Origin of the sequence: Streptomyces sp. SYP-A7185, from assembly GCF_046103685.1 — a bacterium.
Classification (GTDB): Bacteria; Actinomycetota; Actinomycetes; order Streptomycetales; family Streptomycetaceae; genus Streptomyces.
The window spans coordinates 2,689,176-2,702,432 of record NZ_CP122310.1 but is presented as its reverse complement, the minus strand read 5'-3'; the positions used below and the strand labels follow the sequence as shown (position 1 = coordinate 2,702,432).

12 protein-coding genes are annotated in these 13,257 nt (G+C 73.3%); 4 read left to right on the top strand and 8 right to left on the bottom strand.

Going from position 1 to position 13,257, the window contains the following annotated elements; translation table 11 throughout:
- The first annotated feature begins 80 nt into the window (after positions 1 to 80).
- Positions 81 to 1,424, top strand: a complete 1,344-nt coding sequence (locus tag QBL25_RS11875) for a S28 family serine protease (protein ID WP_409056995.1) — start codon at positions 81 to 83, stop codon at positions 1,422 to 1,424.
- Here QBL25_RS11875 and QBL25_RS11870 read toward each other — a convergent pair.
- A complete protein-coding gene (locus QBL25_RS11870; protein WP_409056994.1) occupies positions 1,399 to 2,607 on the bottom strand; it encodes an MFS transporter in 1,209 nt (402 codons plus the stop codon). The two genes, QBL25_RS11875 and QBL25_RS11870, sit on opposite strands and share 26 nt — an antisense overlap.
- A 206-nt stretch (positions 2,608 to 2,813) precedes the next feature.
- On the opposite strand from QBL25_RS11870, the gene QBL25_RS11865 reads away from it, so the two are divergent.
- Complete coding sequence (locus QBL25_RS11865) at positions 2,814 to 3,401, top strand: TIGR03086 family metal-binding protein (protein ID WP_409056993.1); 588 nt, start codon at positions 2,814 to 2,816, stop codon at positions 3,399 to 3,401.
- 52 nt (positions 3,402 to 3,453) lie between these two features.
- On the opposite strand, the gene QBL25_RS11860 is transcribed toward QBL25_RS11865, so the two are convergent.
- The 6 genes from QBL25_RS11860 to QBL25_RS11835 all read right to left on the bottom strand — a co-directional run bounded on the left by QBL25_RS11860 (position 3,454) and on the right by QBL25_RS11835 (position 9,452).
- Complete coding sequence (locus tag QBL25_RS11860; RefSeq protein WP_409056992.1) at positions 3,454 to 4,902, bottom strand: peptidoglycan D,D-transpeptidase FtsI family protein; 1,449 nt, start codon at positions 4,900 to 4,902, stop codon at positions 3,454 to 3,456.
- Positions 4,903 to 5,025: 123 nt separating this feature from the next.
- The gene (locus QBL25_RS11855; protein ID WP_409056991.1) at positions 5,026 to 5,694 is read right to left on the bottom strand and encodes a response regulator; all 669 of its coding nucleotides are present in this window, start codon (positions 5,692 to 5,694) and stop codon (positions 5,026 to 5,028) included.
- A gap of 76 nt (positions 5,695 to 5,770) precedes the next feature.
- On the bottom strand, positions 5,771 to 7,057 hold the full coding sequence (locus QBL25_RS11850; protein WP_409056990.1) for a sensor histidine kinase: 1,287 nt from the start codon (positions 7,055 to 7,057) through the stop codon (positions 5,771 to 5,773).
- Complete coding sequence (locus QBL25_RS11845; protein WP_409056989.1) at positions 7,054 to 8,019, bottom strand: hypothetical protein; 966 nt, start codon at positions 8,017 to 8,019, stop codon at positions 7,054 to 7,056. Before QBL25_RS11845 ends, QBL25_RS11850 begins: the two co-directional genes overlap by 4 nt.
- Positions 8,020 to 8,199: 180 nt before the next feature.
- Positions 8,200 to 8,670 carry a GNAT family N-acetyltransferase gene (locus QBL25_RS11840; RefSeq protein ID WP_409056988.1) on the bottom strand — a complete coding sequence of 157 codons (471 nt, stop codon included), beginning with the start codon at positions 8,668 to 8,670 and terminating at the stop codon, positions 8,200 to 8,202.
- An 11-nt stretch (positions 8,671 to 8,681) separates the two neighbouring features.
- Complete coding sequence (locus QBL25_RS11835) at positions 8,682 to 9,452, bottom strand: IclR family transcriptional regulator (RefSeq protein WP_160504308.1); 771 nt, start codon at positions 9,450 to 9,452, stop codon at positions 8,682 to 8,684.
- A gap of 136 nt (positions 9,453 to 9,588) precedes the next feature.
- Here QBL25_RS11835 and QBL25_RS11830 point away from each other — a divergent pair, with 136 nt between their 5' ends.
- Together QBL25_RS11830 and QBL25_RS11825 are read left to right on the top strand one after the other, a co-directional pair.
- On the top strand, positions 9,589 to 11,118 hold the full coding sequence (locus QBL25_RS11830) for an aldehyde dehydrogenase (NADP(+)) (RefSeq protein ID WP_409056987.1): 1,530 nt from the start codon (positions 9,589 to 9,591) through the stop codon (positions 11,116 to 11,118).
- 5 nt (positions 11,119 to 11,123) lie between these two features.
- A complete protein-coding gene (locus QBL25_RS11825; protein WP_409056986.1) occupies positions 11,124 to 11,732 on the top strand; it encodes a DUF1349 domain-containing protein in 609 nt (202 codons plus the stop codon).
- 96 nt (positions 11,733 to 11,828) lie between these two features.
- On the opposite strand, the gene QBL25_RS11820 is transcribed toward QBL25_RS11825, so the two are convergent.
- Positions 11,829 to 13,235 carry an MFS transporter gene (locus QBL25_RS11820; RefSeq protein WP_409056985.1) on the bottom strand — a complete coding sequence of 469 codons (1,407 nt, stop codon included), beginning with the start codon at positions 13,233 to 13,235 and terminating at the stop codon, positions 11,829 to 11,831.
- Positions 13,236 to 13,257: the final 22 nt, after the last annotated feature.

Below are 13,257 nucleotides of genomic sequence, written 5' to 3'. Positions count from 1 at the left end.
GCCACGGACACCCTCTGTCGCCCGCCGAGTGGAAGCGGTTACCATCCGCCCAACCATTCGCTCCAGTACGAGGAGACAAGGTGCGCGACAAGGGGATAGCGGCGCTGGTCTGTGCCGGGATCATGGCGGGCGCGGCGGTACTGGGCGGGGCCGGACCCGCCGCCGCACGGTCCGACGACGGACAGGCCGCCGCCCCCGACATCCGGGAGCGCCTGGAGCAGATCCCCGGCATGAAGGTCGTCTCCGTGGCCGACCGGGAGGGACACCCCTTCTACACGCTCTCCTACGCCCAGCCCGTCGACCACAAAAACCCGCGCGCCGGCACGTTCACGCAGCGCGCCACGCTCTGGCACAAGGCCACGGACAAGCCGACCGTCCTGTACACCGGCGGCTACACCCTGGCGTCCAACACCACCGCGCTCACCAAGCTGATCGACGCCAACCAGGTCAGCGTCGAGCACCGCTACTTCGAGCAGTCCCGCCCCTCGGGCGCGGCCGGATCGGACTGGTCCAAGCTCACCGTGCAGCAGGAGGCCGCCGACGAGCACCGCCTCACCCGGGCCCTGCGCGGCATCGAGAAGGGCAAGTGGCTCGGCACGGGCGCCAGCAAGGGCGGCATGACGGCGACGTACCACGAGCGGTTCTACCCCGACGACCTGGACGCGGTCGTCGCGTTCGTGGCCCCGAACGACGCGAACAACAGGGACGACAGCGGCTACGAACGGTTCTTCAAGTCCGTCGGCACCGCCGAGTGCCGGGCCGCGCTCGACGCCGTGCAGCGCGAGATGCTCGTCCGCCGTGACGCGCTGATCCCCAGGTTCGAGGCGGACGCGAAGGAGGCCGGCGACACCTTCGAGGAGACGCTCGGCACCACCGACCGCGCCTACGAGTTCGCGGTGCTCGACCAGGTGTGGAACTTCTGGCAGAGCGGCACCGTCGACAACTGCCCGACCGTGCCCGACGCGAAGAAGGCCACCGACGACGAGCTCTACGACTGGTCGAAGAAGCACGGCTTCAGCGTCTACCAGGACGAGACCCTCGGCACGAACGGCACGGGCCCCTACTACCGCCAGGCCGCCACCCAGCTCGGCTGGGCCGACCTGAAGTTCAAGCACCTCAAGGACGTCCGCCGCTATCCCGACCTCTACCAGCCCAACTCCGTCCTGCCCGAGGGGATGCGCGGCTCGTACAGCAACGGGACGATCGCGGACGTCGACCACTGGGTGAAGACCCGCGGCCAGCGGATGATGTTCGTCTACGGCGAGAACGACCCGTGGAGCGCCGAGAAGTTCACCCCGAGCCACCGGGACTCCTACCGCTACGAGGCCCCGGCCTCCAACCACGGCGCCTCCATCGCCAAGCTCCCCGCGGCCGACCAGGCCGAGGCCATCGCGACGATCAAGCGGTGGGCGGACGTGAAGTAGCCCGCACCGGACGGCCCGTGAGGAGGGGCGCGGCGATCAGCAGCCGCGCCCCCGCCAGGACGGGCAGCAGGACGCGGTGGTCGACGGTCTCGACGAGTCCCGCACCCAGGGCGATGCCCAGGGCGGTCGGCGTGAACATCAGGGTGTTGGCCGTCGCCGCCGCTCGGCCCAGCAGCGCCCGCGGGGTCTCGCGCTGCACCGCGGTCAGGCCCGCGATCAGCACGCAGGGCAGCCCGAGGCCGTTGACGAAGCTGCCCGCGAGAACCGCCGCGTCGTACGGCAGCGCGTGCAGGACCACGGCGAGCGCGGTGAGCGCGATGCCCGCGCCCCCGAACCGGCGTTCTCCGAAGTGCCGCATCAGCGCACCCGACGCGAGGCCGACGAGCACCGAACCGGCGCCCTGCACGCCATACAGCACGCCCGTGTACGCGGGGGAGCGGCCGAGCCCCGCCACGACCGCGTGGACCGCCGCCCCGCTGATCCCCGAGGTCAGCATGGTCAGACCGCCCGCGAGGACGAGCGGACGCAGCCGCGGATCGCCCCACACGTGGCGTGCCCCTTCGGCGGTGCGCCCTCGCCGGCCCGAGTCGTCGCGCACGGGCGCCTCCTCACGCACCCGCAGCAGCGTGAACATCCCGGCCGCGAGCACGAAGGTGGCGGCGTCCAGGAGCGCCACCCGCGCCCCCCCGTGCGCGGCGAAGAGGCCCGCTCCGGCGAGCGGCGCGACCAGCTTCATGCCTTCGTTCGCCGCCATCCGCAGGCCGTTGAAGTCCCCCGTGAGGTCCTTGCCGACCGCCGCCGCCACCAGGGCCGCCTCCGCCGCGTCGGTGACGGCGCCGCACGCCCCGTACAGGAAGAGCACCGCGTACAGGATCCACAGGGTGCCGGCCGAGTCGACCAGCAGGAGGGTGGTCAGCAGGGCGCCCAGGGCCAGGTTCGTGGCGACGAGCAGGGGTCTGCGGCGGGTGCGGTCGGCGATCGTGCCGAGGAGAGGGCCGGCCAGGGCAGGGGCCCAGAGCGCGAAGGCGCACAGGGCGGCCAGACCGTCCGAGCCGGTCAGCTCCTTCGCCCAGATCCCGGAGACCAGCCACATCGCGGAGCTTCCGAAGCCGGAGACCAGCACCGCGCCCAGGCAGAGGCTCGCGTCGCGGTCGCGCAGGATCCGGGTGATCGTCGGTGTCATGGCAGGTGATCGTGGCTCTAAGGCACCCGGTGGGGCGTAGGGCAGGTGCGGTAGATCCCGGCTGGTCCGTGGGGGCCGCCGGGTGCGGTGCAGCCGGTGGGCCGGTTTTCCGGACGGCTTCGGCGATGAGTTGGCGGTGTCCGGGCGGTCTACAGGGCAGGGAGTGCGGTCCGCGGGGCGGGGCCGCCCGGATTTCTGGAGGACGTATGACCGAGACGATCGACTTCGCGCCGCAGGCCCGGCTCGTGGCGGCCATCGCGGAAGGGGTGCGGGACGAGCAGCTCGACGGGCCCACGCCCTGTCCGGAGTACCGGGTGCGCCAGCTGCTGGGGCATCTGGTCGGTCTGACCGGGGCGTTCCGGGACGCCGGGCGCAAGGAACTGGGCGCCCACCTCGACCAGGCCCCGGGGAACGCCGTGCCGGAGCTGGGTCCCGGGTGGCGCGCCGAGCTGCCGAAGCTGCTCGACGAACTGGTGGAGGTGTGGCGCGACCCGGCCGCCTACGAGGGCATGACCCGGGCCGGCGGCATCGATCTGCCGGGGGCCGTGGCGGGGGCGGTCGCCCTGGACGAACTCGTCGTGCACGGCTGGGACGTGGCGCGGGCGACGGGACAGGCGTACGCGCCCGACGAGACGAGCCTGCGGGTGGCCCAGGGGCTGCTCACCCCGGCGGAGGGCGACGACTCCGGGAGCAGCCTGTTCGGGCCCGTGGTCCCGGTCCCGGACGACGCCCCGCTGCTCGACCGCGTCATCGGGCTGAGCGGCCGCGACCCGGGATGGACGCCCCGGGCGTAGCCCGTCGAGGCGGGCAAGCGCCGGCACCCCGCGACGGCCGCTCACCCGGCGGTCACGACCTGAGCGCCGCCGACATCATCGCCTTGGCGATCGGCGCCGCCAGGCCGTTGCCGCTGACCTCCGACCTCGCCGCGTCCGAGGACTCGACGATGACCGCCACCGCGACCTCCTTGCCGTCGCCGCCCTTGGCGTACGACGTGAACCAGGCGTACGGCGTCTTGCTGTTGTTCTCGCCGTGCTGGGCCGTGCCCGTCTTGCCGCCCACGTCCGCGCCGCTGATCCGCGCGTTCGTGCCGGTGCCCTTCTCGACGACCGTCTCCATCGCGGACCGGAGCTGGTTCGCCGTGTCCTCGCTCATCACGCGCTCGGAGTCCGGGTCGTCGAACGATTCGAGGACGTCGCCGTTCGAGTCGGTGATCTGGGACACCATGTGCGGCGAGACCAGCTCGCCGCCGTTGGCGATCGCCCCCGACACCATCGACATCTGAAGCGGCGTCGCCGTCACGTCGAACTGGCCGATGCCGGTCAGCGCGGTCTGGGCCCGGTCCATGTCCGAGGGGTAGCCGCTCTCGGCGGCGCGCACCGGCACGTCCAGCTTGTCGGCGTTGAAGCCCATCTTCTCGGCCATCGACTTGACCTTGTCCTGGCCCAGGTCGACGGCCATCTTCGCGAAGACGTTGTTGCACGAGTACTGGAGCGCCGTACGGATCGTGGCGTCCTCGCAGGGCGCGCTCGCGCTCTCGTTCTTCAGGACCGTGGTGGTCCCGGGGAGCGTGTACGGGTTGGGGCTCGTGGTCCTGGTGTCCGCCGAGCCGTAGAGCCCGTCCTCCAGGGCCGCCGCCGCGACGACCAGCTTGAACGTCGAACCGGGCGGCAGCGGCTGCCGCAGCGCGCGGTTGACCAGCGGCTTGTCCTCGTCCTTCAGGAGCGCCTGCCACGCCTTGGAGTCCGTGGACCCGCTGATGTCCGAGGGGTCGTACGACGGGGTCGACACCATGCCGAGGATCTTGCCCGACTTCGGGTCGACGGCGACCGCCGCGCCCTTCTTGTCGCCGAGCGCCTTGTACGCGGCCTTCTGGACCGCGGGGTCGATCGTCGTGACCACGTCACCGGGGTCGGCGCGCTTGTTGGTGACCGTGTCCAGCGGGTTCTTCAGCCGGGTGTCGGTGCCGTCGAGGACGTCCTTGTAGATGCCCTCCAGCTGCGTGGCCCCGTAGACCTGCGAGCTGTAGCCCGTGACGGACGAGTACAGGTCGCCGTCCTTGTAGGTGCGCTTGTACCGGAGGTCGCCGCCCTTCGTCCGCTCGGAGCCGGTGATGGCCTCACCGCCCACGATGATGTCGCCCAGCGGGTTCGCGTACTGCTCGATCACGTTGCGCCGGTTCAGCTTGTCGTCCGCGAGTGCCTTCGAGTCGTAGAACTGCACCCACGTCGCCCGCACCAGGAGGGCGAGCACGAGCAGCAGCGTGAAGACCGAGGCGTTCCTGATCGTCTTGTTCATCCCATAAAAGGACGAGCGGCCCGGACGTATTCGTTCCGTTCTGCCGGGTTTCTTAGAGATTCCTCATACGGGGACTCACACGGGGAGCTTGGACCGCCCCGAAGCTCCCGTAGCTTTCCGGAGTCAGTCCGTCTTCATGAAGCCCGCCTCGTACGCCGCGATCACCGCCTGCGTGCGGTCCCGCGCCCCCGTCTTGGCCAGCACCGCCGCCACATGCGTCTTCACCGTCGCCGGGCCCACGCCCATCCGCCCCGCGATCTCGGCGTTGGTCAGCCCCTTGGCCATCAGCCGCAGCACCTCGCTCTCGCGCCCTGTCAGCCGGCCCACCCAGGCCGGGGCCGCGGGCGTCTCGCGCGCGTACTCGGCGGCCAAGGCGCGCACCGCCGCGGGGAAGAGCAGCGAGTCGCTGCGCGCGACGAGCCGCACGGCCTGCACGAGCGAGTCCGCGTCGGCCCGCTTCAGGAGGAACCCGGAGGCCCCGGCCCGCAGCGCCTCGTACACGTAGGAGTCGTTCTCGAAGGTCGTCACGACCACGATGCGCGGCGGGTCGGCCTGCGTCCGCAGGATCTGCTCGGTGGCGCGGATGCCGTCGGTCTCCGGCATCCGGACGTCCATGAGCACCACGTCGGGCGCCAGCTCGCGCACGACGGACACCGCCTCCGCGCCGCTCGCCGCCTCGCCGACGACCTCCAGGTCGGGCTCGGCGGAGAGGATCACGCGCAGGGCGGTGCGCACCATGCGCTCGTCGTCGGCGAGGACGACGCGGATGGGGGCTGCGGCCGTCTCGGTCATGTGCGTTCGGCTCCCTTCGGTTCGGTCGGCATACGGGTCCTCGCGGCGGTCGTCGTGGTGGCCCGCGCGACGGCCGTCACGCGGGGCCCTTCAGAGGGAGGCGTACGCGCACGCGCCACACCCCGTCGGCGGGCCCGGTCCGCACGGTGCCGCCCAGGAGCCTGGCCCGGTCGGTGATGCCGCGCAGGCCGTGGCCGCCGCCGGGGCGGGCCGCGGGGGCGCCGCGGGGCAGCGGGTTCTCCGCGAGGATCACCAGGTCGGTGCCGTCCAGGGCGATCGTGAGCGTCACCGGGGCGGCGGGGCCCGCGTGCCGCAGGGCGTTGCTCAGGCTCTCCTGGACGATGCGGTAGGCCTCGCGGGACACCATCGGGGGCAGGGCGTCCGCGCCTCGGGGGCCGAGACCGACCGTGGCGCGCACCCGCAGGCCGCCCGCGCGCGTGCGCTGGAGCAGCCCGTCGAGATCCGCGGCGAGGGTGGGTGCGGGGGCGGTGGGGCTCGCCTGGTCTCCGCCCTCCCGCAACACCCCGAGGACGGCGTCCAGTTCACCCACCGTGCGCCGGGTCGTCTCCTCGATGGCGGCCAGCGCCTCGCGGACGAACTCCGGGTCGCGGTCGAGGACCCTGCGGGCGGCGCTCGCCTGGAGCGTGACGGCGCTCAGGGCGTGGCCCACCGAGTCGTGCAGCTCCCGGGCGAGCCGGTTGCGCACCGCCAGGTCCGCGGCGCGCTGCTCGGCCGCCGCGAGCCGGTCGGCGGGCGAGGGCCCGAGGAGTTCGGGCGCCCAGCGGGCGAGCAGGCCGCCGGCCGCCGCCGCGCACCCCGCGAGCGCGACGAGGGAGAGGATCCCGAAGACCGGGCAGAGCGCGAGGACCCAGCCCTCGCCGAGGACCTCGGGCATCGCGAGCTCGCCGTCCCGCAGGGCCGCGGCGAACGGCAGCGCGATCAGCACCACCGCGAAGGGCGGCAGCGCGAGCGACATCCCGCTGATGATCCCGCCGACCCCGAGGTGCAGCGTGAACCAGGCGACGGTCCGCCCCCGCGCCTGCCGGGACCGCGCGGGCCCGTCGGCGAGCGCGTCGCCCGGCACGTCGCACAGGGCGCGTACGGCGGCCGCCGACATGGGCCGGGTGAGCGGGAAGAGCGCGGTGAGCGCGGCCAGCGGCAACCCCGCGGCGAACGCGCCGAGCTGGGAGGTGAGCGAGCCGAAGACGTCGTCCTCGCCGAGCAGCGGTCCGACGACGACGGAGCCCACGAAGACGTACGGCATGGCGAGCGCGCCGCCGAGGATCAGATGGATCCACCGGCGCCGGGCCCGCCGCCCGAACAACGCCCCCGGGGCCGCCAGGACCGCCGTGCGGGCGCTCACGCGGGGAGCCGTGTCTCCGGGGTGACCGCATTGGCCCGCTCCCGGAGGAAGCGCGCCGCGAGGGCGGCCACGAGCGTCCCGACGATCATCTGCACAGAGTAGGTCAGGAGCATTCCCGCCGTCGGGCGCCGGGCGATGTCGTCCACGCCGGCGAGCGAGGCGAACAGCGGCCAGGCGCCCCAGCAGACGAGCGCGCCCGAGCCGGTCCAGGCCAGGGCGAGCGGCACCTTGACGGGCAGGGCGGGGACCCGGCGGAAGGCGATGAGCAGCCCGCCGGCCACGGCGGAGCCGAGGTAGACCAGGTCCATCGCCTCAAGGACGAAGAAGTCGGTCGTACGTGCCTCGATCCGCGCCTCGTCGAGACCGACGGTGGAGCCGGTGATCCAGAGGAGGTGCAGGGCGGCCGGGACGAGGGCCAGGAGGGCGGCGGCGACGGCGGCGGCCCGCCCGAAGCCGTCGCGGTCCTGGCCCTCGTCCCGGCCCCGCCAGAGGTGGCCCCAGCGGTCTCGCGCGTACAGGACGAACAGGGTGCCCAGGGCGAGGCCCTGGAGGATGAAGCCGCCGTAGACGACGCCGAAGACCCACTCGTCGAGGAAGGCGCCGCCGCTGTCCTCGGAGGGCCGGGCGACGCTCCCGCCGAACGCCTTGACCAGGAGCTGGAGCGGGAACCCGGCCATGATCGGCGTGAGCAGCCCGGTGGCGGCCCACATGGGGAACGCGAGCAGCCAGGCGGGGGTGCGCAGACCCCAGGGGCGGGTCAGGAGCAGGGCGAGGAGGATGACGCACGCGTCCATCAGCACGGTGAGGCCGTTGGCGAAGGCCATCGCGACGCGGTGGTCGAGCAGGCTGCTGTCCTCGGGGATGCCGACGTGGCTTCCCGCGATCCAGGCGACCTTGAGGGTGAGGTAGGGCAGGGCGGCGAGGATCGCGAGGGCGCGTAGTGCTCGGCGGGTCTGGCTCATGCCGTCCACGCTCCCGTGAAGGGGAGCGGGGCACGTCCTGCGCGACGACGATCCGGGTCCGCCGCACGGGGGAGAGGCGGGGAGAGGCGGCCTCGGACGCAGGCCGGGCCGGGTGTTCTCGGGCCGCGCGGCGTTCGAGGACGGGCCCGGCGCGCCCGGCGACATCGGTGCCCGGGGCGCCTACGCCAGCATCAGCACGGCCTCGTCGATCTCCTCGCCCCGTGCGTGCGCGAACCCCCGGGCCGTGGACGTCACCCGGAACCCGCACTTCTCGAGCACCCGCAGGGACCCCGTGTTGTCCGCCGCCGCGCGCGCGTACAGCGGCCGTTCCGCGACCTCGTCGAGGAGCCCCCGCAGGGCAGCCGTGGCGACGCCCCGGCCCCAGTAATAGCGGTCGATCCAGTACGTGACCTCGCGCTCGCCCGGCTCCCCGTACACCGCCACGCTGCCCACCACGTCGCCGTCCGCGAGGACCGTCCGCACCACGACGTCGGCCGACTCCCGGATGCCCTTCCAGTGGGCTTCGAAGGACGTCCGGTCGGCCGTCTTCGGCGAAGTGAACGCGGCGACGCGGCTGGACTCGGGATCGTTCATCTGCCGGTAGAAGACCGGGAGATCGCTGTCGTGGACCGGGCGCAGAACGACATCCATGCTCATCATGGTCAGAGCCTACGAGTCGCCAGTGTCAGTCGGTCCCGGGCGTCGAACAACGCGTCCTTCACCATCTGTTCGTGCGCGGGCGTCAGCCGCGCCACCGGCACGGAGCAGCTGATCGCGTCCCGCGCGGGTGTCCGGTACGGGATCGCGACGCCGAAGCAGCGCAGGCCGAGCGTGTTCTCCTCGCGGTCCACCGCGAAGCCCTGCTCGCGGACCGTGCGCAGCTCCTCGATCAGCTTCTCGCGGTCGGTGATGGTGTGCTCGGTGAGCGCGGGCAGCGTCTCCGGGAGCATCTTGCGGACCTGCTCGTCGGTGTGGGTGGCCAGCAGCGCCTTGCCCAGGGACGTCGAGTGCGCCGGGAGGCGGCGGCCCACGCGCGTGAAGGGCCGCAGATAGTGCTGGGACTGGCGCGTGGCGAGGTAGACGACGTTCGTGCCGTCCAGACGCGCCAGGTGGATGGTCTCCGTGGTGTCGTCCGAGAGGCGGTCCAGCGTCGGCCGCGCCGCCGCCACCACCTCGTCGCCGTCGATGTACGAGGTGCCGACCAGCAGGGCCCGCACCCCGATGCCGTACCGCGTGCCCGTCGCGTCGGTCTCGACCCAGCCCAGCTCCACCAGCGTACGAAGGAGCATGTACAAGCTGGATTTGGGGTAGCCGACGGCTTCCTGGACGGCGGCCAAGGAGTGCATTCCGGGCCGGCCCGCGAAGTATTCGAGCAACTCCACCGTCCGCACCGCGGACTTGACCTGTGCCCCGCCAGTCTCGCCAGCCGACATCGCCCTTGACCCCTTAGTTCGACGAGAAATAGTCTCCGAAGTCTCCGCTATTCATCATCGGAGACAGCGTTCAGCATATCGAACAGCCCAGGTGGGTGGCAGCACATCTGTGGCATCACCTCTGGAGGAGCCCGCGGTGGCAGCAGCACCAGTCTGGAGTGTCGACCCCCGAACCGGGAAGCAGCGCGAGCAGGTTGCGGTCGAAGCCACGGCCCAAGAGGTGGACCAGGCGGTGCGCGCCGCCCTGGCCGCCAAGGACGCGCTGGCCGACCGCGCCGTGCGCGCCGCCTTCCTGCGCTCCGCGGCCGACCTGCTCGACGGAGCCAAGGATCACCTGGTGGAGGCCGCGGACGCGGAGACCGCGCTCGGTCCCGTCCGGCTCACCGGTGAACTCGCCCGCACCTGCTATCAGTTCCGCGCCTTCGCGGACGTGGTCGACGAGGGCGGGTTCCTCGGCGTCGTCATCGACCACCCCGACAGCAGCGCGACACCGCCCATCCCGGACCTGCGGCGCTACAAGATCCCGCTGGGCGTCGTGGCCGTCTACTCCGCGTCCAACTTCCCCTTCGCCTTCTCCGTCCCCGGCGGCGACACCGCGAGCGCGCTCGCCGCGGGCTGCCCCGTGGTCGTCAAGGCGCACCCGGACCACCCGGCCACCTCCGAGCTGGTGGCGGCGACGCTGCGGCGGGCCGCGGCCCTGCACGGCATCCCCGACGGCGTCCTCGGCCTCGTGCACGGCTTCGACGCGGGCGTGGAGCTCGTCAAGCACCCCCTCGTGTCCGGCGCCGGCTTCACGGGCTCGATCCGCGGCGGCCGCGCCCTCTTCGACGCGGCGGCGGCCCGCCCCGTGCCGATCCCCTTCCACGGCGAGCTCGGCTCCCTCAACCCGGTCGTCGTGACCGAGGCGGCGGCCGCCGAGCGCGCGGAGGAGATCGGGACGGGACTCGCGGGCTCGATGACGCTCGGCGTCGGCCAGTTCTGCGTCAAGCCCGGCCTGGTCTTCGCACCGGCGGGCGCGGGCGGCGACCGCCTCGTCAAGTCCCTCACGGCCGCGGTCAGCGACACCGAGGCCGGGGTCCTGCTCGACCACCGGATGCGGGACAACTTCGTGGCGGGCGTGCGCGAGCGCGGTGAACTGCCGGACGTGGAAGCACCGGTGACCCCGGGCGCGGGCGGCGAGCACACGGTGAGCGCGGGCTTCCTGACCGTCCCCGCGGCCAGACTCGCCACCGAGGGCGAGCACGACCTGCTCCTGGAGGAGTGCTTCGGCCCGGTCACGGTCGTCGCGCGCTACGAGGACGACGCGGAGATCACCGCCGCCCTCACCCGGCTCTCCGGCAACCTCACGGCGACGGTCCAGCTGTCCGCCGAGGAGGCCGCGGGCGAGGGGCGCGGGGCCGCGCTGCTCGCCGAGCTGACGCCGCTGGCCGGGCGCCTGCTGGTCAACGGCTGGCCGACCGGGGTCGCGGTGGCGCCCGCACAGCACCACGGGGGTCCCTACCCGGCGACGACGTCCACCTCCACCTCGGTGGGCGGCACGGCGATCGAGCGCTGGCTGCGCCCGGTGGCGTACCAGAACACGCCCGCCGCGCTGCTGCCTCCGGAGCTGCGCGACGACAACCCGCTGGGGCTCCCGCGGCGCTACGACGGGCGCCTGGAACACTGACGCCCATGGACGTCAACATCTCCGAACTGCCCTTTTCCCTGCGCACGTACGGCCCCGACGGCAACTGGTCGTACGAGGACGGGGTGCTCACCGGCTGGGCGGGCTCCCGGCAGGACCGCTTCGTCCCGCCGACGGGCGAGGCGCTGGACCCCGCGTCGGACGCACCGCGTCTGCTCGGCGCCCCCGAGGGGGACTTCCAGCTCATCGCCCGGGTCACGGTGGGCTTCGCCGCGGCGTTCGACGCGGGCGTCCTGTACGTCCACGTCGGCGACCGGGAGTGGGCGAAGCTGTGCCTGGAGCGGTCGCCGGACGAGGCGACGGTCTGCACGGTGGTCACCCGCGGCCGCTCCGACGACGCGAACGCGTTCGTCGTGGACGGCAGCAGCGTCTGGCTCCGGATAAGCCGCACCGGCTCGGCGTTCGCGTTCCACGCGTCGTCGGACGGCAAGCGGTGGACGTTCGTCCGGATCTTCTCGCTCGGCGAGGAGAAGACGGCGGGCGCGGCCCTGGTCGGCTTCATGGCGCAGTCCCCCGTGGGGGAGGGGTGCGTGGCGACGTTCGACGAGATCGAGTTCCGGCCGAACTGGCCCCAGGGCCTCAGGGACGGATCCTGACCCCCGGCCGCGCGCCCCGCTGATCAACGGGGCGCGCGGTGTCCGGCTTCACGCGCCGGATGGGCCGGCCACCTCGGCCCGTCCGGCGCCCGGGCGTCAGCGTCCCCGGCGCAGCCCCAGCGTCGCCACTCCCGTCACCGTCAGGAGCCCCGCCGCGATCAGCAGACTCACCCGCATCCCGGGAACGAAGTCCCCGGCCACGAGCCCTCCGAAGGCGGCGATCCCCAGGCCGCCGGCCACCTGGCGGGCCGAGTTGAGGACGCCCGCCGCCAGGCCCGCGCGGTCCGCGGGCACCGCCTCCATCATCGCCGCGGTGAGCGGGGGGATCGTCAGGGCGCAGCCCAGGGCCAGCGGCACCATGAGGAACGCCAGGCCGAGCGCCGGTGTCGTCGCGTCGGTGCACAGCAGGGCCAGCAGGCCCAGTACGGCCAGGCTCTGGCCCGCCAGCATCGGCAGCCGCGGGCCCACCCGCGCCGCCAGCTTCCCCGCGACGACGTTCGTGACCGCGATGAGCCCGGTCATCGGCAGGAACATCAGCCCGGCCCACAGCGCCGAACGCCCCTGCACCTCCTGGGCGAAGAGGCTGAAGACGAACACGAGCCCGTAGAAGGCGACGCTGCACGCGGCTCCGGCCGCCACGGTGATCGCGACCGTCCGGTCGCGGAAGAGGCCCAGGGGCACCACCGGATGCGCCTGGCGCTTCTCCGTCCACAGGAACAGCGCGCCTGCCGCCACCGCCACGGCCAGGGCGGCCAGACCCGTCGTACCGCCCTCGATCACCGCGAACGTCACCGCCGTCAGCGTCAGGACCGCCAGCAGCTGGCCCGGCACGTCCAGGGGCGCGGGCCGGCGCTGCGAGCGAGGCGCCCGCAGCAGCAGGACCAGCGCCGCGGCCCCCAGCGGGACGTTGATGAAGAAGATCCCGCTCCAGTTCCACGCCGTGGTCAGCGCGCCGCCCGCGACCGGGCCCAGGGCCACCGCCACCGAACCGCCCGCCGCCCACAGGGCCACCGCCCGCGCCCGCCTCGCCGCGTCGCCGTACGCCTGGCGGACGAGCGAGAGCGAGGCGGGCAGGACCACGGCGGCCGCCACGCCCTGCACGACCCGCGCGCCGATCAGCACCGGCAGCGACGGCGCGAACCCGCACGCCACCGAGGCGGCGGTGAACACCGCGATGCCGATCGCGTACGCCTTCGTCGCGCCGATCCGGTCGGAGAGGGCGCCGGTGGAGAGCATCAGGGCGGCGAAGGCCAGCGTGTAGGCGTCCACGACCCACTGGAGGCCGGACATGCCGCCGCCCAGGGAGTCGCCGATCGCGGGCAGCGCCACGTTCACCACGGAGGCGTCGAGCGTGATCAGGGCGAAGCCGAGCAGGGCCGCCGTGAGCGTGAGGCCGGGCGAGGTGCGGCCCTTGCCGGGGCCGGGCCGGGCTGCCGGGTCGGGGAGCGGGGGCGCCGGGCGGCCCGCCGAACGGGAGCCCTCGGTGAGGGAGTTCGTTGCCATGTCCATGAGTCTGGGGTCGGCC

What these genes read in the sequence shown, in the direction of transcription:
- QBL25_RS11870 (WP_409056994.1), bottom strand. Translation starts at nt 2,607, where the DNA reads ATGACACCGACGATCACCCGGATCCTGCGCGACCGCGACGCGAGCCTC.
- QBL25_RS11865 (WP_409056993.1), top strand. Translation starts at nt 2,814, where the DNA reads ATGACCGAGACGATCGACTTCGCGCCGCAGGCCCGGCTCGTGGCGGCC.
- QBL25_RS11860 (WP_409056992.1), bottom strand. Translation starts at nt 4,902, where the DNA reads ATGAACAAGACGATCAGGAACGCCTCGGTCTTCACGCTGCTGCTCGTG.
- QBL25_RS11855 (WP_409056991.1), bottom strand. Translation starts at nt 5,694, where the DNA reads ATGACCGAGACGGCCGCAGCCCCCATCCGCGTCGTCCTCGCCGACGAC.
- QBL25_RS11845 (WP_409056989.1), bottom strand. Translation starts at nt 8,019, where the DNA reads ATGAGCCAGACCCGCCGAGCACTACGCGCCCTCGCGATCCTCGCCGCC.
- QBL25_RS11840 (WP_409056988.1), bottom strand. Translation starts at nt 8,670, where the DNA reads ATGGATGTCGTTCTGCGCCCGGTCCACGACAGCGATCTCCCGGTCTTC.
- QBL25_RS11835 (WP_160504308.1), bottom strand. Translation starts at nt 9,452, where the DNA reads ATGTCGGCTGGCGAGACTGGCGGGGCACAGGTCAAGTCCGCGGTGCGG.
- QBL25_RS11825 (WP_409056986.1), top strand. Translation starts at nt 11,124, where the DNA reads ATGGACGTCAACATCTCCGAACTGCCCTTTTCCCTGCGCACGTACGGC.
- QBL25_RS11820 (WP_409056985.1), bottom strand. Translation starts at nt 13,235, where the DNA reads ATGGCAACGAACTCCCTCACCGAGGGCTCCCGTTCGGCGGGCCGCCCG.